The organism is Pseudomonas sp. GW821-FHT05H12 (assembly GCF_059419385.1).
This window is the reverse complement of record NZ_JBWKRS010000028.1, coordinates 17,259-36,358: the sequence shown is the minus strand read 5'-3', so window position 1 is coordinate 36,358 and position 19,100 is coordinate 17,259. Positions and strand designations below refer to the sequence as shown.

Genomic DNA, 19,100 nt, shown 5'->3' with positions numbered 1-19,100 from the left:
GCGCCCACAATTGATGTGTGCTTGGGCTCAGGGTTGCTGCTTGCGGCCAGCCATATGCTTCAAATACCCCACCAACAAATCCAGCTCATTGTCTGGCAGCACGCTGGACGCGAACGCCGGCATCTTCGCCTGCGGCCAATGCCGCAGGCTCTGCGGGTCGCGGATATACCGCTTGAGGAAGTCGCCGCCGAAATACTCGGTGGGGTTGTAGGGGATGTTCAGGTCCGGCCCCACCTGCGCGTCGCCTGCGCCATTGAGGCGGTGGCAAGCCAGGCAGTTTTTCTGGAACAGCGCAAAGCCTTGATTGATCGGATCATTGGCGGCCAGCTTTGGGTCCGGCAGCAGCGCGGGAAAGCGCTCGGCAACCGTCTTCAACTGCTTGATCCCGGAGATCTGGAACGGCCATTGCTCGGGGCTGATATGGCCGGCCTGCGGGTCGGTCCACACCAGGTAAAACGGCCCGGCGCTGGGTTTGCCGTCGGCCAGCGCAGGCCACGGGTGGGCCGGGTCTTCTACCGCCAGCCAGGCGCGGGCGCCGCTTTTTTGCAGCAGTGGCGCGGCAGCGAGTTCGGCGGCGAACCCATCCAGGGCAACAGCTTGCAGGTGGTTCTGGGGCTCAAGACCCGGCAGCAGCACCGCCAACGGCACCGCGCGATAGGTCATGTCGCGCTTGTAGGAAACGTCATCCGCGACCTGCACTGTCTGCGCGTCGGGCAGCTTGAGCAGGTCGGCGGTTTGCCAGGTCTTGGTGGTGTGGTCCAGCTCGATGGTCAATTGCGCAGCTGAAACCGGCAAGGCCAGCAGCAAGGCGAGAGCGGCAAGGGTGGTTTTCAAGAGAGAGCCCGGTGTGAAGTGGCGGTGGGGCTCACGATACCGGAAATCTGCGCGCAAAAAGACAGCCCCTGCAACGGGACCGCTATGCGCAATGTCCCGGCAGGTGCTGCCAAAAGCTGCAGTCCTGGTGCTGTGTGTGCACGGAATGTAGGGATCGGTGTATCACCCAATAACCTTGGTTAAGTTGGGCAAGATCAGAATCAGTGTGGTGGCGAACAGAATAAGTCCCGCCTGACGAACTTTCGTATGCTTGAACATGGCTGACTGCCTTTTGTTGTTATTCCTGAGCGTCAAATGCGTGCCGGTTTATTTCAGTATCGCGATGTGACGTTGCACTTTTCTTACAGCTGCTCCAGCAAAACCCGGCAGCAGCTCCTTACAGATTCAACCTTAGAGCCCTCGTTCTGCGTGGCTTAGATCCATTTCATATCAGCTAATCAGCATTTGCGCTAAAAACGGAATGAGGCCTATCGCCATCTTGGCGCCAGACCCTTGGCTAGACAGCTAAAACGATTAATCAAGCAATTACCGCCGCAGCCTACCGTTCGTCCGAGCGTGGGGGTCAAAAGCAATGAGCGCATCCGTCATTGAAACTGTGTCAATCGGGCCTAAGGTAGGGGCACACATGCACAGCGGTTAGAGGACGTCATGACCCAAGCTTTGATCTTTGATGCGATACGCACGCCCCGTGGCAAAGGCAAGGCGGACGGTGCCCTGCACAGCGTCAAGCCGGTGAACCTGGTGGCCGGCCTGCTCACCGCGCTGGCCCAACGCAGTGACCTAGACACGCGCCAAGTGGATGACATTGTCCTGGGCTGCGTCACCCCGGTGGGCGACCAGGGTGCCGACATCGCCAAGACCGCCGCACTGGTGGCGGACTGGGACATCAGTGTCGCCGGGGTGCAAATCAACCGTTTCTGCGCGTCGGGCCTGGAGGCGGTCAACCTGGGCGCCATGAAGGTGCGCTCCGGCTTTGAAGATCTGGTGGTGGTGGGCGGCGTCGAGTCCATGTCCCGCGTGCCCATGGGCAGCGACGGCGGCGCCTGGGTGCTCGACCCGCACACCAATATGCACAGCCACTTCACGCCCCAGGGCATCGGCGCCGACCTGATCGCCACCTTGGAAGGCTTCACGCGCCAGGACGTGGATACCTTTGCCCTACAGTCCCAGCAGAAAGCCGCCAGGGCGCGTGCAGACGGTTCTTTCAACAAATCGCTGATCGCGGTGCAGGACCAGAACGGCATCGTGCTGCTGGACCATGACGAATTCATCCGCGGCGACTCCACCCTCGAAGGCCTGGGCAAACTCAAGCCCAGCTTTGAAATGATGGGGCAGATGGGCTTCGACGCCACCGCATTGCGGGTCTACAGCCATGTGGAGCGCATCCACCATGTGCACACGCCGGGCAACAGCTCCGGCATTGTCGATGGCGCCGCGCTGATGCTGATCGGCTCCGAAGCGAAAGGCCGCGAACTGGGCCTGCAACCGCGGGCGCGCATTGTTGCCACGGCGGTCACCAGCACCGACCCGACCATCATGCTCACCGGCCCGGCGCCCGCCACCCGCAAAGCCCTGGCCAAGGCCGGTTTGCGGGTCGAGGACATCGACCTGTTCGAAGTCAACGAAGCGTTCGCCTCGGTGGTGCTCAAGTTCATCAAGGATATGGGCATTGACGCTGCGCGAGTCAACGTCAACGGTGGCTCCATCGCCATGGGCCACCCGTTGGGCGCCACCGGCTGCGCGATCCTCGGCACCTTGCTCGACGAGCTGGAAGCCCGCCAGCAGCGCTACGGCCTGGCCACCCTGTGTGTCGGCGGTGGCATGGGCATCGCCACCATCATCGAACGGCTCTGAGCCCAAGGAACCTGTTATGACCCAAGCCATTCGTTACGAAAAAGGCCAGGACCAGATCGTGGTGCTGACCCTCGACATGCCCGGCCAGAGCGCCAACACCATGAACGGCGTTTACCGCGAGGCCATGGCGGCCACGCTCACGCGTCTGGAGGCGGAAAAGGACGGTATTGCCGGTGTGATCATCACCTCGGCCAAAAAGACGTTTTTTGCCGGTGGCGACCTCAATGAGTTGATCAAGGTCGACAAGGCCCACGCCAAGGAATTCTACGATGGTGTGCTGGAGCTGAAGGCGCAGTTGCGCCGCCTGGAAACCCTCGGCAAACCGGTAGTGGCCGCGATCAATGGCGCCGCACTGGGTGGCGGCTGGGAGATCTGCCTGGCCTGCCATTACCGGGTCGCGCTGGATGCCACATCCACACAGCTGGGGTTGCCGGAAGTCACCTTGGGCCTGTTGCCGGGCGGCGGTGGGGTAGTGCGTATGGTGCGCCTGCTGGGGCTGGAAAAAGCCTTGCCGTATTTGTTGGAAGGCAAAAAAGTGCGGCCCCAACAAGCGCTGCAAGCTGGCTTGATTCAAGAATTGGCAGCCGATCGTGATGAGTTGCTGGCCAAGTCCCGGGCGTGGATTCTCGCGAACCCGGAGGCGAAACAGCCGTGGGACGGCAAGGGCTATCAACTGCCGGGCGGGACGCCGTCCAACCCGAAAGTCGCGCAGATGCTGGCCATCGCGCCGTCGATTTTGCGCAGCAAGACCCAGGGCTGTTTCCCCGCGCCGGAGAAAATCCTCTGTGCCGCCGTGGAGGGGGCCCAAGTGGATTTCGACACGGCGCACCTGATCGAAACCCGCTACTTCACCGAGCTGGTCACCGGGCAAGTGGCGAAGAACATGATCGGCACCTTCTGGTTCCAGCTCAACGAAATCAACGCCGGCAGCTCGCGGCCCAGAGGTGTTGCGCCCTATGTCACGCGCAAAGTCGGCGTGCTCGGTGCCGGAATGATGGGCGCGGGCATTGCCTACGTTAGCGCCAGTGCCGGCGTCGACGTGGTGCTCAAGGACATCAACCTGGCCGCCGCTGAAAAGGGTAAGGCGCACTCGGCGGCGCTGCTCGACAAGAAGGTCAGCCGTGGGCAAATGACCGCCGAGCAGCGGGAAATCATCCTGGCGCGGATTCTTCCCACTGCCGCCGACGCCGACCTGGCCGGTTGCGACCTGATCATCGAAGCGGTGTTTGAAGACCGTGAACTCAAGGCAAAAGTCTCGGCTGCCGCCCAAAGCGTGGTTGGCGCTGATGCCGTGATCGCCTCCAATACCTCCACGTTACCCATCAGCGGCTTGGCCAAGGCCGTGCCGGATCAAGCCAAGTTCATCGGCCTGCATTTCTTCAGCCCGGTCGACAAGATGCCGCTGGTGGAAATCATCAAGGGCGCCCAGACCAGCGACGAAACCCTGGCCCGAGGTTTTGATTTCGTCCTGCAAATCAAGAAAACCCCGATCGTGGTCAATGACAGCCGGGGTTTCTTCACCTCAAGGGTGTTCGGCACCTTCACCAACGAAGGCATTGCCATGCTCGGCGAGGGCGTGGCCGCGCCGATGATCGAGACCGAAGCGCGCAAGGCCGGCATGCCGGTGGGACCGCTGGCCGTCTCGGATGAAGTGTCCCTCAGCCTGATGAGCCATATAAGGCAGCAAACCGCCAAGGACCTGCAGGCGGAAGGCAAGGCAATGCCGGCACACCCGGCGACGGCGGTGATCGACCTGTTGGTCAATGAATACAAGCGCTTGGGCAAGGCGGCGGGTGGCGGGTTTTATGAGTACCCCAATGGCGGGCAGAAGCACCTGTGGCCGGAGCTGAAAAGCCGCTTTGAACGCGCCGACCAGCAGATCTCGCCGCAGGATGTGCGCGACCGTTTGCTGTTTATCCAGGCCATTGAAACCGTGCGTTGTGTTGAGGAGGGCGTGTTGATGTCCACGGCCGATGCCAACGTCGGTTCGATCTTCGGTATCGGTTTTGCTGCGTGGAGTGGCGGCGCGTTGCAGTTCATAAACCAATACGGGCTGAACGATTTCATCGCCCGTGCGCGTTACCTGGCCGAGCAATATGGCGAACGGTTCAACCCCCCGGCCTTGCTACTTGAAAAAGCTGCCCAGGGCCAGATATTCACCTGACCGAAACGCCATGGCGTGAGCACTACATAACCCCTGTGGGAGCGGGCTTGCCCGCGAAAGCGGTGTATCAGCCAACCTGTTTGTCGGCTGAAATGTCGCCATCGCGGGCAAGCCCGCTCCTACAGGTCGTCGCTTGGCGGACTTGCCTTGAAGGGGTGTTTCAAGGCAGGCTCTGGGGTGTGCATTATTCCCATCACAGTGTCAGGTATTTTTTATGTCGCTACGCGTCTGTATCCTGGAAACCGATATCCTGCGTCCAGGTTTGATCGATCAGTACCAAGGGTACGGGCAGATGTTCAAGCGCCTGTTTTCCAAGCAACCGATTGCTGCTGACTTTGTTGTCTACAACGTGGTGCAGGGCGAATACCCGTCGGACGATGAAGTGTTCGATGCCTACCTGGTGACCGGCAGCAAGGCCGATTCTTTCGGCACCGACCCGTGGATCCAGACCCTCAAGACTTACCTGCTCGAGCGCTATGCGCGTGGCGACAAGCTGCTGGGGATTTGCTTCGGTCATCAACTGTTGGCGCTGTTGCTGGGCGGCAAGACCGAGCGCGCCAGCAAAGGCTGGGGCATGGGCATCCATGATTACAAACTGAACGCCAAGGCCCCGTGGATGAGCCCGGTGGTGGAAGAACTGACCCTGCTGATCAGCCACCAGGACCAGGTCACCACGCTGCCGGACAACGCCACGGTGATCGCTTCCAGCGATTTCTGCCCGTACGCTGCCTACCACATCGAAGACCAGGTGCTGTGCTTCCAGGGCCACCCGGAGTTCATCCACGACTATTCCCGCGAACTGCTGGAAATACTTCAGACAACCCTGGGTGAGAAGGTCTACACCCACGGCGTCGCCAGCCTGGAACGTGACCACCACGGCGCAACCGTGGCGGAGTGGATGATGCGCTTCGTGGCCCACAAACCCGAAGCCACAGCTTAAGCGCGATGGCGGTCGTGCGTCGGCAACGTTTTACAACCACCCCGACCGCTTGAAACTGGCCCACAAGCCCGTACAGCCCACCGCAATAAACCCGAGCACCGCAAAATAGCCGTAGTGCCATTGCAGCTCGGGCATGTTCTGGAAATTCATCCCATAAATCCCCGCCACTGCCGTGGGGAACGCGAGGATCGCCGCCCACGCGGCGAACTTGCGCTGCACCACGCTCTGGCGCGAAGCCTCCAGCAGCACACCGATCTCGATGGTCTGGCTGGCGATGTCACGCAGGGTGGTGAGGTCTTCCATCTGGCGTGTCACGTGGATCTGCACATCACGGAAGTACGGGCGCATGTTCTTGTCGATGAACGGGAAGCTCAGCTTCTGCAATTCCTGGCTGATCTCCACCATCGGCGCCACATAACGCTTGAGCCGCAACACGTCGCGGCGCAGGCCGTGGAGGTTCTGGATATCGTTTTCGTTGAGCGAGTTGCACAGCACGTTGCGCTCCAGCTCGTCGATCTCGGCGTGGATTGCCTCGCTCACCGGCTGGTAGTTTTCGGTGACGAAATCCAGCAGTGCATACAGTACGAAATCTTCCCCATGTTCCAGCAGCAGCGGTCGCGCTTCACAACGCTGGCGCACGTAGCCGTAGGACGCCGAGTGGCCGTTGCGTGCGGTGATGATGTAGCCGTTGCCGGCAAAGATATGGGTTTCGATAAACACCAGCTTGCCGTTCTCGCGCACCGGTGAGTAGGTGACGATGAACAGCGCATCACCGAAGGTTTCCAGCTTCGGCCGGCTGTGTTTTTCCAGGGCATCTTCGATGGCCAGTTCATGCAGGTTGAACTGGCGTTGCAGGTTGGCCAGCTCCTGGGCGTTGGGTTCTTCCAGGCCGATCCATACAAAGTGGTCGGGTTTGGCGGCCCAGGCCGCGCCTTCGTCCAGGGTGATATCAGTGACTTTCTTACCGGCGCTGTAGACGGCGGCCGCAACAACTCTACCCATGGTGCAGATCGCTTCTTATTAGGGGGACAGGTGTCTGGCAGCTTAGCCCGAAGCGAGTTCAATTGTTACAACCTGTAGTGAGCGAGCTTGCTCGCGCCGGCCCACTTATCTCCCTCCAATCTCAAACAACCCGCGCCTCACAACTCTCCCGCGCAACACTCGCATCCATCTGCGCAATACATTCCGCCATCTGCACCTGACACGCCTGCAGCAGAGCGGGAATGTCATCCGACGTCATCCCGTTGGTAGGAATCGGCGGCAAAGAACGTATGAGCACATCACCACTGTTCCAGCGATTGAGCTGCATGTGATTCACATAGTTGCTCACGCACACCTGCACGATGGGCACACCGGCCGCAATCGCCATATGAAACGCGCCTTTCTTGAACGGCAGCAGGCCCTTGCCCAGGTTGCGCGTGCCTTCGGCAAACACCCAGATCGAGGTGTCTTCATGCTGCAAGGTGTGAGTGGTGGTGAGCATCGCGCGGCGCGCCTTGTGCGCATTGCCGCGGTCGATCAGCACATTGCCCGCCAGCCAGAACAATTGGCCGAACAGCGGCACCCATTTCAGGCTTTTCTTGGCAATGCATACGGTGCGGTGGGGCACCACGGTGCCGAACACAAACAGGTCATAGTTGGACTGATGGTTGGCGATGACGACGCACGTGCCGGGCTTGTTGCGCAGCGAATCCACATCGGCCTTTACGTTCAGCCCGAGTATCCACATGGCCGGCAACGCATACAGGCGCGCGCACAGGCGGCTGTTATCCGGGTTGAACGGCCGGCACACGCCCAGCAGCACGCCCAACACGCCCGCCACCATAAAGTGCAAGCCCATCAACAACATACGTAACAGAAAAAGCATCGACACGGCCCATCGGGACAAAAGGTGGCGCAGTGTACGGATGTGCACTGTATTCGGCAATTGCCCCTACAGACGTAGGAGATAGGCGATGTTTGAGCACATGTTTCAACATGTGCCGATATGGCCCGGCTAGAGCGGCTAAGGAAGGATCAGGTTTATTTGTAAGAAAAAGCCCGACGCAGGGCCGGGCTTTTGCTGTGATTGCAGTAGGGGCTTAGCTCAGGATGTGGCCCTGGTCCTGAATGATCGCGTCATCCAGTGCGTCCAACAGCGCTTTGCGTACTTTCAGCTTGGTGTGCTTGTGGGCGTTCATGTTGATCTTCTTCAACTGCCGCGCGGCTTCCAGGGCGGCTGCGTGCAGCTCCTCGGGGGCGACCACCTTATCGAGGAAGCCGGCGCCCACGGCACCTTGCGGGTCAAACATCTCGGCATTGATCACCGAGCGCTGGAACGCCGCCTTGCTCAGGCGATCCCGCGCCAGCTCGATCCCTGCGTGGTGCATGGTCATGCCGATCGCCACTTCATTCAGGCCAATGCTGAACGGGCCTTCCACACCGATCCGATAATCCGCCGACAACAGCAGGAACGCCCCCTTGGCTACCGCATGCCCAGTGCACGCCACGATCACCGGGAACGGGTGCGACAACAAGCGACGTGCCAGCGTCGAGCCGGAGGTCACCAGGCCGATGGCTTCTTTAGGGCCGGCGGTCATCACTTTCAAATCATACCCACCGGACAGAATGCCCGGCGTGCCGGTGATCACCACCACCGCGCGGTCTTTCTCCGCTTGGTCCAGCGCTTCATTGAACGCACTGACCACCGCCGGAGAAATGGCATTCACCTTGCCGTTGCTCAAGGTCAGGGTCGCGATACCGTCTTCGAGGTGGTAAGCAATCAACTCACTCATGACGCGGTTCCTTGTAGGACTTGTTATAGAGACATAGGCGCAGACGTTACCCACCACGCCTGCCCGGGTAAAGCGCCGTGACTGACTACCCAGTCAGACTTTTCCCGCCTGCTCGCTGCCAGACAGCCTAGGGCAGGGCCCAACAGCCGCCCCAGACGCGTGCCACACAAGCCTGAGAATGGCAGAATCACCGCCACTTGCCGGGCGTACGCCGGCATAACCTGCTAACCGCATGAAAATTCTGAAAAAAACCTTTGCCATCAGAAAGGCTTTCGACTACATTAGCGCGCCTCGACAGACTGAACTGGTTTGACGAGATACGGTGAAGTGTCCGAGTGGCTTAAGGAGCACGCCTGGAAAGTGTGTATACAAGAAATTGTATCGAGAGTTCGAATCTCTCCTTCACCGCCACATTAAGTAAACACGAACCCCCGATTTTCCTTGAGAAGATCGGGGGTTTGTGGTTTCTGGCGTCCGGAATGCCTCCCCCCATATCAACGCCATTCCCCTATCCAGCAGTCACCGACTCCTGGAAATCCCCCCCACCATATACTCATTCAAATCCCGAAAATCCTTAACCGTCCACGCGAACGGCGCCACCTTCACCCCATTCTCCCGCAACGTCCTCGGAATCAAGTCCCCATTGGGACGAAGTATCACCGACGAAACAATCACCCCCGGGTAGTCATTCAGCCGCTGCTTGAACGCAGGCGTCGTCAGGTTTGGCGTCGGTGGGTTGCTCTTATTGGCCAGCGGCCCTGTGCCCTTGATATCGGCACCGTGGCACATGGCGCAGCGCTGCAGGTAGATCGTCTTGCCATTCAGGTTGTCTGCAAAGGACAGTGAAGGTTGGGCCAGTGACATAAGCCCCAACGAAGCGGCGAACAGTATTTTCATTGTTATAAGGTCTTGTGAATAAGCCGAAGTTGAATCGAGAAAAAGCGCCTCAATGCCGATGCCGATGATGCACATCCGGAAAATGCGCATGACTGTGCCGCAACGGGCTGTGCACGTGCACATGGCTGTGGGGCTGCGCCGGGTCCCATTCAAACCCGTGTTCATGTTGATGATGTTCGTCATGCACATGCCGATGGCCATGTTCCGTAGCGTCGTGTTGGTGTTCATGGGCATGTCGCTCGGTCAGGTGCAGCCACACCCCCACGGCCATCAGTGCCGATGCAATCCAGAACGCCACGGAAACCGACTCACCCAACACTAGCAAGGCCACCGCAGCGCCGAGAAAAGGGGCGGTGGAGAAGTAGGCGCCGGTGCGCGCGCTGCCCAGCCCGCGCAGTGCCAATACGAACATGACCAGGCTGATGCCGTACCCCAGAAAGCCCACCAGCAGGAGCGGCAGCAGTTGCGCCGTCACCGGTATTTGCGCGCCGAGGTAGTGCGCCAGGCTGGTGTTCACCAGCCCTGCGATCAGGCCTTTGGCGCCGGCAATAAACAGGGCGTCTGACGCCGAGACCTTGCGCGTCAGGTTGTTATCGATGCCCCAGCACAGGCAGGCCAGGGCCACGGCAAACGGGCCGGTCCAGTCATGGCTGTTGCCGCCGCCGTCGGACCAGGACAGCACCACGCCGCCCAATATGATGGCGAGCATGCCAAGCACGATGCGGCGGTCGGCGTTTTCCTTGAAGACCAGCCAGGCGATGACGGCGGTGAGTACCGATTCAAGGTTGAGCATCAGGGAGGCGGTGGCGCCTGCGGTACGGGTGAGGCCGACCATCAGCGCGACGGGCCCGAGGATGCCGCCGAAGGCAATGGCGCCGAGTAGCCAGGGCCATTCGGAGGGCGTCAGTCCGGTGGGTTTCCAGCCGCGATCCCGCAGGAGGCGTACGCCGGTGAGCCCGATGCCGCTGCCCAGGTAGAGCAGGCCGGCCAAGAGTATGGGGGAGAGGCCCAGGCCAAGGCTTTTGGCCAGTGGGGTGCTGGCGCCGAACAGAGCGGCGGCTGCGAGGGCGTAAACGATGCTGAGGTTCATGGGCCATCCTCGAGAGTCATAGCCCATGATACGTCGCTTGCCGGGGTTAAAACCCTGGCGGCGGTCTATTTATTGCGCGGTTTTCAGTTTGATCACATCACCGGAAATCTTGGTGGTGTAACCGCTGAGTACCCAGGCCCAGAACCAGTTTTCCTGCACTTGGGTGTTGATCAGCGCATCGCCGCCCTTGGCCTTGATGGCGGCGTCTTGAGCGCGCACGAAACGGCTGTTCTGGCCGATCGGGATGATGCCGAACAGCATGATACCGGTGGCGCTTGCTTCACTGTGGCCCAGAACGGTGTATTGGTTGCTGTCGTACTGCGGGGACTTGATGGCGGTGCCGGTGCAGCCAGCGAGGGCAAAACCAAGAACGGCGGCTGCAGCGACTTTACTGATGTACTTCACGGGTAACTCCATGGGCAAAAAATCGAGATCCAATTCTCGAAAGCGCGCCACTTTAATCGCCGAAGTGGCAGATTGAAATCATTGCCCCGAAAGTTTCATCTTCACGCCTTCACGTACACCCAGGCCGTGAGCCCCGATGCCAACGGCACGGCCACGCGCTTGTAGTCCGATACTTCATAGGCATCGGCTGCCGCCAACTCTTGGGCGGTGATCTGAAACACCATGCCTTCGACGCTGGCGCCTTGCTCGTGGGTGGGTGCCACGATCGGGTGGTGAGTCTTGCCACTGGTGGCCAACACGGCGGGGTCGGTGATTTCTACCCAGCTTTGTGCGTAGCCCAGCATCGCGTCTTGCTGCCCGGCCAGTTCGCGCCCGAAGTTGGCGAGTTGTACGGCCTTGTCCTGCAAGGTGCCGTAGGAAAACAGCAGTTCGGGGTAGGCGGTGGAGCGTTCCATTTCTATTCCTTAAGCGAGGAGGTCTTCGTAAAAAGCGCCGTAAGGCTTGCTCGGGTGGGCGATCTGGATTTCCAGGATCCACAGCCCTGCATTCGGGTAGTACTCGAAATCACCGAGGTCGCCGCCACGGTGGATCGCATGGGGGAAGTCGCTGACGCGGTGGCCCTTGATGTCCAGGTTCAGTTGCCAACCCATGGCCTGGGCTTGCTCTTGGGCGTAGCGGTAGAGTTCCAGGCCGACCACTTGCTGGTTTTTCCAGCGCGATTGCACGCGGTCGAACAGGGTCTTGGCGGCGCTGGCGCAGGCGATCATTTCCGGGTCGTTGCCGGTGGTGAAGGTTGCGCCGGCATCGCCTTCGTGGCCTTGCCACACGGCACCCATGTCGATGAAGAAGATATCGTTGTCGCCCAGCACCGGGTCACCTTCGGAGCGCTGGTTGAAGGCCTTGAGGGTGTTGGCGCCGAAACGCACCAGCAACGGGTGCCAGATGCGTTGCATGTCGAGCTCGGCGAGCACCTGCTTGCCCAGCTCGCGGGCTTCGGATTCGAGCATACCCGGGCGGATGCGTTGGGCGAGGTGGTCGATGGCTTTCCAGGTCATGGCCTGGGCGAAGCGCATGGAGTCGATACTGTAGGCGGCGCCCACGGCTTCTTTGGGTTGTGCAGTCACCGATGGTTCCTCGCGTTGGGCTGGGTTTTTCGTTATTCATTTTACTATATAGCGATGTAAGAAAGAGCCCAACTCCTGAACGCGAAAACGCACCTGTAGGAGCCGGCTTGCCGGCGATTACGGTGGGTCAGGCAACATCCCTGTTTGCGGTACCGTCGCTATCGCCGGCAAGCCGGCTCCTACATAGCGATGTAAGAAAGAGCCCAACTCCTGAGCGCGAAAACGCACCTGTAGGAGCCGGCTTGCCGGCGATTACGGTGGGTCAGGCAACATCTATGTTTGCTGTGCCGCCGCTATCGCCGGCAAGCCGGCTCCTACAGTTACGTGGGGAAACGTGCAGCAGAACGTGGGTTGGGTTAGATGTGCAACCAGGCCAGGCTGCCCAGGACGACTGCCACACCGGCGGCGGTGTAGGACATTCGTTTTAGCCACTCTCGTCTGGTCAGCAACGTAATCGCCGCCAGCGAAATCGCGATCTGGATCGCGGTCATCGCCTGGGCCCAACGGTGATGCTGGTGCAGGGCCTCTTCGGACTTCTGGTCCCATTCCTTCGACGTGGCTTCCAGCTTCTCGGCCTGTTTGCGCACGTCTTCCTTCTGGCCTTTGTAGCGCTCGATCTCATCCTTGTAATGCGCGGCATCCACGCCCGGGATGTGGGTGGCGAGTTCCGCCAGGTTCTGCCGGCTGGATTTGGCCTGGTAGTAATTCCACTGGTTGGCGGCTTCGGTCTTGATGATGGCGGCGTTGTTCTTGTCCATCGCCGCTTCGCTTTCGGTGGAGCCGGCCTGATAGCTGAGCATGGCGCCGAGGGTGGCCATCAAGGCGGTCATCACCGCAATGCGGCTGGCGAAATTGTCCCCTCGGCCGTGGGCATGTTCGGTGGTGTGTTCGATGTGTTTTTCGTGGGGGCTGGGGACTTCGAAGGCTTCGGACATGGGGGCGTCTACGAACGGATTGAGGGAGACTGATTCTTTACCAGTGAAGCTGTCTCAATCCTGTACGTAACGCTGCAAACCCTCCACCAGCGCATCGAACATCACCCGGCAGCGAGGGCTGTTGCGCAGGTCTTCGTGCATGGTCACCCAGGTGTCCAGCTTGATCGAGAACCCCGGCGCCAGCACCCGGCGCAGGCGCGGGTCGCGCTTGGCCAACAGCACCTGGCAGCCGCCGATACCGGCACCGGCGCGGATCAGCGCCAGTTGCGCCAGGTCGCTGTCACTGCTCAGGGCAAAGGCACTGCGTTCGAAGCCTTTGATCGCCAGGCTGCGGATAAAGGCGTTCTCCTGGTCGAAGCCGATCACCGAGTGATGGGCCAGGTCCTGCATCTGCTGGGGCGTGCCGTGTTGTTCCAGGTAATCATCGCGGGCATGCAGGCCCACTTCGATCAGGCCTACGCGCCTTGCCAGCAATTGTTCCTGGCTCGGTCGGACCATGCGCACGGCGATATCGGCTTCCAGTTGCAACAGGTCGCTCAGGCGATTGGTCAGGGTCAACTCGACCTTGAGGTGAGGGTGGTGTTGGCGCAATTGGCTGAGGATCGGCGGCAGCACTTCCACGCCGACCACTTCACTGGCCGACACCCGCACCACGCCGCGTACGTCGTCGCCCTGGGCCGAGGCCGCCCGTTCCAGGGCAGCGGCGGTGCGAGCCATGGTTTCGGCGTGGCCGCGCAGGGTGTGTGCCATCGCCGTCGGCAACAAACCGGTGGGCGAGCGGGTGAACAGCACCACGCCCAATGCCGATTCCAGCGCGGCAATATGCCGACCGACCGTGGGCTGCGTGATGCCGAGCAGCCGTGCGGCCCCCGACAACGATCCTTCCTGGAGTACGCCGAGGAACGACCGGTAAAGCTCCCATCCGATATTCAATGCCATGCATAAATGTATAGCGACTCAGCAATCTTCGGCAATTTATCTATAGCCGGGGCACGCACACACTGGCGCCAACAATAGACAAAGGTGGGAGGCGGTGATGAGCAAAGTGCTGGTATTGGGCGCAACAGGTGGAGTTGGCGGTGAAGTCGCGCGGCAGTTGAAAGCGGCAGGTTGGGACGTGTGTGCGTTGGCCCGTGACGTAGAAAAGGCATGCAGCCAGAATGCGGCATTCACCTGGCTCAAGGGCGATGCGCTGAACCGTGATGAGGTGCTGGCCGCTGCCCGTGGTTGCGAGGTGATCGTTCACGCAGTGAACCCACCGGGTTATCGCAACTGGGCAGAACTCGTACTGCCGATGATCGACAACACCATCGCCGCCGCCATCGCCGAAGGCGCAACCATCGTGTTGCCCGGCACGGTCTACAACTACGGGCCGGATGCCTTTCCCGTGTTGCACGAAGACTCGCCCCAGCACCCGCAAACGCGCAAGGGCGCGATCCGTGTGCAATTGGAGCAACGCCTGCAAGAGGCCTCTGGTCATGGCGCTCGCGTCTTGATCCTGCGCGCCGGGGACTTTTTTGGTGGCCGCGCCGCGAACAGCTGGTTTTCCCAGGGCCTGGTCAAGCCCGGCAAGCCGGTGCACACCATCAGCTATCCGGGCGCCCCGGGCCTGCTCCATCAATGGGCGTACCTGCCGGACGTGGCACGCACGATAGTCGAGTTGCTGGCCCGCCGTGCCAGCCTCGCTGCCTTTGCGCGTTTTCATATGGCCGGGCATACCGACACCGACGGCACGCAGATGACGCGGACCATCCAGCGCGTGGTGTTGCGCAGGACAGGCCAGCAGCCCCGCGTAGGCAGTTTCCCTTGGTGGCTGTTGAAGCTGGCGGCGCCCTTTGTGGTGACCTTCCGCGAACTGCAGGAGATGCGTTACCTGTGGCGCACCCCGCTGCGCATGGACAACACATGCCTCGTCGAGGTGCTTGGCAAAGAACCGCACACCCCGTTGGAGCAGGCAGTCGAGGCCACCTTGAGCGGCCTGGGCTGCTTGCCTAAGGCCGTCTGATCAGGCGCACATACACCGCGACGTTGATCAGCAACACCACGGCCCCGAGCACCAGCTGAATGTTCGGGGTCAGCCCGGCCGGGTAGATCATCGCGAGGATGTAGTGCTCGATAAAGCCGCCGCCATAACCGTCCTGGCCGGCCAGGTGGCGAAACAGGTTTTCCCAACGGGTGAGCGGGCAGGGCAGGTGGAACACTTCCACGGCCACGCCCCAGGCAGCGGCGGGCAGGTGCAGCCACATCACGGGCCGCCATTTGAGGGCCAGCAGCCCGCCAAACAGCACGAACAGGATGAAGCACAGGTGGAACAGCACCAGACCGTCGGCGGCTAATCGATAGAGCATGTCGGGGCTCGCTGTTGAGGTCGGCCGGGCATCAGGCGTTGAGTTCTTGTTGCAGGTAGTCGATGAACACGCGCAGTTTTTTCGGCGTGTTGCTGCGATTGAAGTAATACAGGTACAGCGCGCTGTGGGTGATCCAGTCGCCCAGGACTTCCACCAGCTCACCGGATTGCAGGTAGGGCTCGACACTGGAACGCGCTACATAGGCAAAACCGAAGCCATCCAGTGCGCCACGGATCATCAGCTCGATGTCGTTGGTGGCCAGCCGGCCCTTCACCGTCACGCGCAGCGGCTTGCCGTCCTTTTCAAAATCCCAGCGGTGCAGCAGGCCGGTTTGGGCGCTGCGATAGTTCACGCATTCATGTTCAAGCAAATCATGCGGGTGGGTGGGGACTGTGCGGCCTTGCAAATAGCCCGGGGTGGCGACGATCACAAAGCGCAATTGCCGGGCCACGGGGATCACCACCATGTCCTCGGCCAGCACGTGGTCGTAGCGGATACCCGCATCAAACCCTTGGGCGACGATGTCCACCAAAGCGTTATCCACGGCCACTTCCAGGTTGATCCCCGGGTGTTTGCGCAAGAACCCTTGCAGCAGCGGCTGCAACACCATGCGGCTGGCGGTGGAGGGCACGTTCAGGCGCAAGGTGCCGCTGGCCTCGACGGTGGCGGCGGCGACGCTGTGCAAGCTGGTGTGCAGTTCTTCGAGCAGCGGGGTGATGCGTTCAACCAGTTGCGCACCGGCTTCGGTGAGGCTGACGCTGCGGGTGGTGCGGTTGAGCAGGCGCACGCCCAGCTGTTTTTCCAGGGCGCCGACCCGCTGGCTCACGGTGGAAACCGACAGGCTCACGGCATCGGCCGCCTGCGTGAAACTCTTGGCGTGGGCGACCTGCAGGAACAGGCGCAATTGCTGGAAATCCGGCGTGTCCATTGTGTGGTTTTTCCGAAAGGGGCTTTTGGATTATGCATCTTTTTCACATTAACGCCCGCGCGCATACTTTTTTCACACCCCACGAGGAAAGCCCCTTCATGACCCATTCCACCGCAAAACCTGTCTGGTTTATCACCGGTTGTTCAACCGGTTTCGGGCGCCAGTTGGCCCTGCACACCCTCAGCCTCGGCTACCCGACGGTGGTCACCGCACGTAACCCGCAACAGGTGCAGGACATCGTGGCCGGCCATGAACACAACGCCTTGGTATTGGCGCTGGACGTGACCGACCAGGCCCAGGTCGACGCGGCAGTGCAGGCGGCTCAAGCGCATTTCGGGCACATCGATGTGCTGGTCAACAACGCCGGTATTGGTTACTTCGGCGCGTTGGAGGAAAGTGACCTGGCTGAAGTGCGCCGCATGTTCGACATCAACTTCTGGGGCCTCAGCGCCATGACCCGTGCCGTGTTGCCCGGCATGCGGGCTCGGCGCTCGGGCAGCGTGGTGAATATCTCCTCGGTGGGCGGGATTGCGGCGTTCCCGTCCCTGAGTTTCTACAATGCCACCAAGTTCGCGGTGGAAGGGTTGTCTGAAGCCCTGGCAGGGGAAGTCGCGCCGCTGGGGATCAAGGTGTTACTGGTAGAGCCGGGGCCATTCCGCACCGACTGGGCCGGGCGCTCGGCCAATGAGGCCGCTCACACCATCGACGACTACCGCGACACGGCGGCGGCGCGGGCCAGTCGCGTACGCAGTTACAGCGGAAAACAGCCCGGCGACCCGGTGCGCGCCGCAATCGCCATCGTCAAGGCGGTGGAAGCCGAACAACCGCCGTTGCGCTTGCTGCTGGGCAAGGCCGCGCTGGGGTTTGCACGCACCAAGGTCGAGGCATTGAGCGCTGACTTCGACGCGTGGGCTGAGGTGACTGAGGGGGCGGATTTCCCCGAGTAAGGTCTTGGGAAACAGCACATCGATGGTCACAACGGTTGCTTGCAAGAGAGCCGGGCCGTTATTGTGCTGAATCCTTTTAGTCCTTCCCCCCAAGGATCTGTTGTGATGAACGCACCGCGTACCGCCGGCCCGATCAAGGCCGTGATTTTCGATATGGACGGTTTGTTGCTGGACACAGAAGGCATCTACACCGAAGTCACGCAGATCATCGCCGAACGCTACGGCCGTACCTATGACTGGGGGATCAAGCAGCACATCATCGGGCGTGGCGCCCAGGACCTGGCCGACTACGTGGTCAAGGCCCTGGACCTGCCGATCACCCCGGCTGAGTTCCTGACCATCCGCGAACCGCTGATGAGCGAACGTTTCCCCAAGGCCTTGGGCATGCCCGGCGCTGAAGCGTTGGTGCGGCACTTGAAGGCGCACAACATTCCGATTGCCGTGGGCACCAGTTCGTCGCGCAATTCATTCGGCCACAAGACCACCTTGCACCGCGAGTGGTTTGGCCTGTTCGACACCATCGTCACCGCTGACGACCCGGAAGTCGGCGCGGCCAAACCCGCTCCGGACATCTTCCTCACCGCCGCCCGCCGCCTGGGCGTTGCGCCCGAGGACTGCCTGGTGTTCGAAGACTCGCCGTTCGGCGTCACCGCCGCCAAGGCCGCCCACATGACCGCCATCGCCGTGCCCGATGAAGCCATGGCCGACAGCAAGTACCACCACGCCGACCAGATCATCCGCAAACTCGCCGACTTCGACCTGGCGGCCTACGGCTTGCCACCGCTTCATTGATACCCTAAAACCGTAGGAGCCCGGCTTGCCGGCGATAACGTCCTTAATACCGGCATCGCCGGCAAGCCGGGCTCCTACAAGGGCCATGCGCTGGTCGTAAAAAATGTGGGAGCTGGCTTGCCTGCGATAGCGATCTTGAGGGCGCCATCGCAGGCAAGCCAGCTCCCACATTGGGTTTTGCAGTGTTCCTGAAGTATTAGGCGCTGAAGCCGCCATCAATGGTCAGGCTGGCACCGGTGATGTAGCCGGCCTCCGGCCCTGCCAGGTAGGCCACAAAGCTGGCAATCTCCTCCACATGCCCATACCGCCCGACCGCCATCAACCCAATCAAACTCTCGGCAAAATCACTGTCCGCCGGGTTCATGTCGGTGTCCACCGGCCCAGGCTGCACGTTGTTGATGGTAATGCCCCGTGGCCCCAGGTCCCGCGCCAGGCCCTTGGTCAATCCCACCAGCGCGGCCTTGCTCATCGCATACGGGCCGCCACCGCCAAAGGGCATGCGCTCGGCGTTGGTGCTGCCGATGTTGATTACGCGGCCTCCGTCACCCATGTGCCTGGCCGCTTCCTGAGTAGCGATGAACACGCTGCGCACGTTGATCGCCAGGGTCTGGTCGAAGTCTTCCAGCTTGAAGTCTTCCAGCGGCGCGATGGCCAGCACACCGGCGTTGTTCACCAGGATGTCCAGGCGACCAAAGGCTTCGACGGTTTTGTTGACGGCGTTGCGAATCGCCTCGGCATCGGCGCTGTCGGCACGAATCGCCAGGGCTTTACCGCCTTCGCTGATCACGCTGTTCTGCAATTCCTCGGCCTTGGCGGCCGAGCTGACGTAGGTAAAAGCAACCGCTGCACCTTGCGCGGCGAGGCGCTTGACGATGGCGGCGCCGATGCCGCGGGAACCGCCTTGAATCAAGGCGACTTTGCCGCTGAGGTTATGTGTGGTCATGTCGATCTCCTAGCTGTTCAAGGCGGAATGCCTTGTTGATGGCGCCGAGTATCAACCTCACCCCGGTACACCGGTAGACCGCGATTGCTATAGTCTGTGTAAACCAAAAGTTTAGAGTGGGCGTT

The 19,100-nt window shown here is 61.0% G+C and carries 20 protein-coding genes and 1 tRNA gene; 7 read left to right on the top strand and 14 right to left on the bottom strand.

Going from position 1 to position 19,100, the window contains the following annotated elements; all coding sequences use genetic code 11:
• Positions 1–27: 27 nt before the first annotated feature.
• A complete protein-coding gene (locus AC07SU_RS22200; protein WP_494998245.1) occupies positions 28–834 on the bottom strand; it encodes a c-type cytochrome in 807 nt (268 codons plus the stop codon).
• 648 nt (positions 835–1,482) lie between these two features.
• Here AC07SU_RS22200 and AC07SU_RS22195 point away from each other — a divergent pair.
• From AC07SU_RS22195 to AC07SU_RS22185, 3 genes are all read left to right on the top strand, one after another.
• A complete protein-coding gene (locus tag AC07SU_RS22195) occupies positions 1,483–2,688 on the top strand; it encodes an acetyl-CoA C-acetyltransferase (protein WP_494998244.1) in 1,206 nt (401 codons plus the stop codon).
• A gap of 16 nt (positions 2,689–2,704) precedes the next feature.
• A complete protein-coding gene (locus AC07SU_RS22190) occupies positions 2,705–4,852 on the top strand; it encodes a 3-hydroxyacyl-CoA dehydrogenase NAD-binding domain-containing protein (RefSeq protein ID WP_494998243.1) in 2,148 nt (715 codons plus the stop codon).
• Positions 4,853–5,066: 214 nt separating this feature from the next.
• Positions 5,067–5,792: an amidotransferase gene (locus AC07SU_RS22185; RefSeq protein ID WP_176997883.1), complete on the top strand. Its 726-nt coding sequence runs from the start codon at positions 5,067–5,069 to the stop codon at positions 5,790–5,792.
• A gap of 30 nt (positions 5,793–5,822) precedes the next feature.
• Here AC07SU_RS22185 and AC07SU_RS22180 read toward each other — a convergent pair whose 3' ends face one another.
• The 3 genes from AC07SU_RS22180 to AC07SU_RS22170 form a co-directional block, all read right to left on the bottom strand.
• Positions 5,823–6,794 (bottom strand): magnesium and cobalt transport protein CorA, encoded by a 972-nt coding sequence (locus AC07SU_RS22180; RefSeq protein WP_176997882.1) that lies wholly within the window; start codon positions 6,792–6,794, stop codon positions 5,823–5,825.
• A gap of 121 nt (positions 6,795–6,915) precedes the next feature.
• A complete protein-coding gene (locus AC07SU_RS22175; RefSeq protein ID WP_494998242.1) occupies positions 6,916–7,659 on the bottom strand; it encodes a 1-acylglycerol-3-phosphate O-acyltransferase in 744 nt (247 codons plus the stop codon).
• A 214-nt stretch (positions 7,660–7,873) separates the two neighbouring features.
• A complete protein-coding gene (locus AC07SU_RS22170; RefSeq protein ID WP_494998241.1) occupies positions 7,874–8,566 on the bottom strand; it encodes a crotonase/enoyl-CoA hydratase family protein in 693 nt (230 codons plus the stop codon).
• Between the two features lie 321 nt (positions 8,567–8,887).
• Between AC07SU_RS22170 and AC07SU_RS22165 the strand changes: the two genes are divergently transcribed.
• Positions 8,888–8,977: transfer RNA gene (locus AC07SU_RS22165), tRNA-Ser, on the top strand.
• A gap of 108 nt (positions 8,978–9,085) precedes the next feature.
• Here the strand turns inward: AC07SU_RS22165 and AC07SU_RS22160 are convergent.
• The 7 genes from AC07SU_RS22160 to AC07SU_RS22130 all read right to left on the bottom strand — a co-directional run bounded on the left by AC07SU_RS22160 (position 9,086) and on the right by AC07SU_RS22130 (position 13,956).
• A complete protein-coding gene (locus AC07SU_RS22160; RefSeq protein WP_494998267.1) occupies positions 9,086–9,463 on the bottom strand; it encodes a c-type cytochrome in 378 nt (125 codons plus the stop codon).
• Between the two features lie 49 nt (positions 9,464–9,512).
• Complete coding sequence (locus tag AC07SU_RS22155; protein WP_494998240.1) at positions 9,513–10,553, bottom strand: DMT family transporter; 1,041 nt, start codon at positions 10,551–10,553, stop codon at positions 9,513–9,515.
• A 69-nt stretch (positions 10,554–10,622) separates the two neighbouring features.
• Positions 10,623–10,958 carry a hypothetical protein gene (locus AC07SU_RS22150; RefSeq protein ID WP_016973626.1) on the bottom strand — a complete coding sequence of 112 codons (336 nt, stop codon included), beginning with the start codon at positions 10,956–10,958 and terminating at the stop codon, positions 10,623–10,625.
• 101 nt (positions 10,959–11,059) lie between these two features.
• Positions 11,060–11,413, bottom strand: coding sequence for a gamma-glutamylcyclotransferase family protein (locus AC07SU_RS22145; protein ID WP_494998239.1), 354 nt, complete (start codon positions 11,411–11,413; stop codon positions 11,060–11,062).
• Positions 11,414–11,422: 9 nt separating this feature from the next.
• Positions 11,423–12,082 carry a M24 family metallopeptidase gene (locus AC07SU_RS22140; RefSeq protein WP_494998238.1) on the bottom strand — a complete coding sequence of 220 codons (660 nt, stop codon included), beginning with the start codon at positions 12,080–12,082 and terminating at the stop codon, positions 11,423–11,425.
• 356 nt (positions 12,083–12,438) lie between these two features.
• Positions 12,439–13,017: a DUF4337 domain-containing protein gene (locus AC07SU_RS22135; RefSeq protein WP_176996371.1), complete on the bottom strand. Its 579-nt coding sequence runs from the start codon at positions 13,015–13,017 to the stop codon at positions 12,439–12,441.
• A 54-nt stretch (positions 13,018–13,071) separates the two neighbouring features.
• The gene (locus tag AC07SU_RS22130; protein WP_494998237.1) at positions 13,072–13,956 is read right to left on the bottom strand and encodes a LysR family transcriptional regulator; all 885 of its coding nucleotides are present in this window, start codon (positions 13,954–13,956) and stop codon (positions 13,072–13,074) included.
• Between the two features lie 97 nt (positions 13,957–14,053).
• Between AC07SU_RS22130 and AC07SU_RS22125 the strand changes: the two genes are divergently transcribed.
• Positions 14,054–15,022 (top strand): SDR family oxidoreductase, encoded by a 969-nt coding sequence (locus AC07SU_RS22125; protein WP_494998236.1) that lies wholly within the window; start codon positions 14,054–14,056, stop codon positions 15,020–15,022.
• Here AC07SU_RS22125 and AC07SU_RS22120 read toward each other — a convergent pair.
• Both AC07SU_RS22120 and AC07SU_RS22115 read right to left on the bottom strand, forming a co-directional pair.
• Positions 15,009–15,365 carry a DUF2784 domain-containing protein gene (locus tag AC07SU_RS22120; RefSeq protein ID WP_494998235.1) on the bottom strand — a complete coding sequence of 119 codons (357 nt, stop codon included), beginning with the start codon at positions 15,363–15,365 and terminating at the stop codon, positions 15,009–15,011. The two genes, AC07SU_RS22125 and AC07SU_RS22120, sit on opposite strands and share 14 nt — an antisense overlap.
• A gap of 31 nt (positions 15,366–15,396) precedes the next feature.
• On the bottom strand, positions 15,397–16,293 hold the full coding sequence (locus AC07SU_RS22115) for a LysR family transcriptional regulator (protein ID WP_494998234.1): 897 nt from the start codon (positions 16,291–16,293) through the stop codon (positions 15,397–15,399).
• Between the two features lie 98 nt (positions 16,294–16,391).
• On the opposite strand from AC07SU_RS22115, the gene AC07SU_RS22110 reads away from it, so the two are divergent.
• Positions 16,392–17,240, top strand: a complete 849-nt coding sequence (locus AC07SU_RS22110; RefSeq protein WP_176996366.1) for an oxidoreductase — start codon at positions 16,392–16,394, stop codon at positions 17,238–17,240.
• A 105-nt stretch (positions 17,241–17,345) separates the two neighbouring features.
• Positions 17,346–18,032, top strand: coding sequence for an HAD-IA family hydrolase (locus AC07SU_RS22105; RefSeq protein ID WP_176996365.1), 687 nt, complete (start codon positions 17,346–17,348; stop codon positions 18,030–18,032).
• A gap of 196 nt (positions 18,033–18,228) precedes the next feature.
• Here AC07SU_RS22105 and AC07SU_RS22100 read toward each other — a convergent pair whose 3' ends face one another.
• Positions 18,229–18,975, bottom strand: a complete 747-nt coding sequence (locus AC07SU_RS22100) for a 3-oxoacyl-ACP reductase family protein (protein WP_494998233.1) — start codon at positions 18,973–18,975, stop codon at positions 18,229–18,231.
• Between the last annotated feature and the right edge of the window lie 125 nt (positions 18,976–19,100).

Excerpts from the sequence above, each read along its gene's own strand:
- AC07SU_RS22195 (WP_494998244.1), top strand. The coding sequence starts at position 1,483 with ATGACCCAAGCTTTGATCTTTGATGCGATACGCACGCCCCGTGGCAAA.
- AC07SU_RS22190 (WP_494998243.1), top strand. The coding sequence starts at position 2,705 with ATGACCCAAGCCATTCGTTACGAAAAAGGCCAGGACCAGATCGTGGTG.
- AC07SU_RS22185 (WP_176997883.1), top strand. The coding sequence starts at position 5,067 with ATGTCGCTACGCGTCTGTATCCTGGAAACCGATATCCTGCGTCCAGGT.
- AC07SU_RS22180 (WP_176997882.1), bottom strand. The coding sequence starts at position 6,794 with ATGGGTAGAGTTGTTGCGGCCGCCGTCTACAGCGCCGGTAAGAAAGTC.
- AC07SU_RS22175 (WP_494998242.1), bottom strand. The coding sequence starts at position 7,659 with ATGCTTTTTCTGTTACGTATGTTGTTGATGGGCTTGCACTTTATGGTG.
- AC07SU_RS22170 (WP_494998241.1), bottom strand. The coding sequence starts at position 8,566 with ATGAGTGAGTTGATTGCTTACCACCTCGAAGACGGTATCGCGACCCTG.
- AC07SU_RS22160 (WP_494998267.1), bottom strand. The coding sequence starts at position 9,463 with ATGAAAATACTGTTCGCCGCTTCGTTGGGGCTTATGTCACTGGCCCAA.
- AC07SU_RS22155 (WP_494998240.1), bottom strand. The coding sequence starts at position 10,553 with ATGAACCTCAGCATCGTTTACGCCCTCGCAGCCGCCGCTCTGTTCGGC.
- AC07SU_RS22145 (WP_494998239.1), bottom strand. The coding sequence starts at position 11,413 with ATGGAACGCTCCACCGCCTACCCCGAACTGCTGTTTTCCTACGGCACC.
- AC07SU_RS22135 (WP_176996371.1), bottom strand. The coding sequence starts at position 13,017 with ATGTCCGAAGCCTTCGAAGTCCCCAGCCCCCACGAAAAACACATCGAA.
- AC07SU_RS22130 (WP_494998237.1), bottom strand. The coding sequence starts at position 13,956 with ATGGCATTGAATATCGGATGGGAGCTTTACCGGTCGTTCCTCGGCGTA.
- AC07SU_RS22125 (WP_494998236.1), top strand. The coding sequence starts at position 14,054 with ATGAGCAAAGTGCTGGTATTGGGCGCAACAGGTGGAGTTGGCGGTGAA.
- AC07SU_RS22120 (WP_494998235.1), bottom strand. The coding sequence starts at position 15,365 with ATGCTCTATCGATTAGCCGCCGACGGTCTGGTGCTGTTCCACCTGTGC.
- AC07SU_RS22115 (WP_494998234.1), bottom strand. The coding sequence starts at position 16,293 with ATGGACACGCCGGATTTCCAGCAATTGCGCCTGTTCCTGCAGGTCGCC.
- AC07SU_RS22110 (WP_176996366.1), top strand. The coding sequence starts at position 16,392 with ATGACCCATTCCACCGCAAAACCTGTCTGGTTTATCACCGGTTGTTCA.
- AC07SU_RS22105 (WP_176996365.1), top strand. The coding sequence starts at position 17,346 with ATGAACGCACCGCGTACCGCCGGCCCGATCAAGGCCGTGATTTTCGAT.
- AC07SU_RS22100 (WP_494998233.1), bottom strand. The coding sequence starts at position 18,975 with ATGACCACACATAACCTCAGCGGCAAAGTCGCCTTGATTCAAGGCGGT.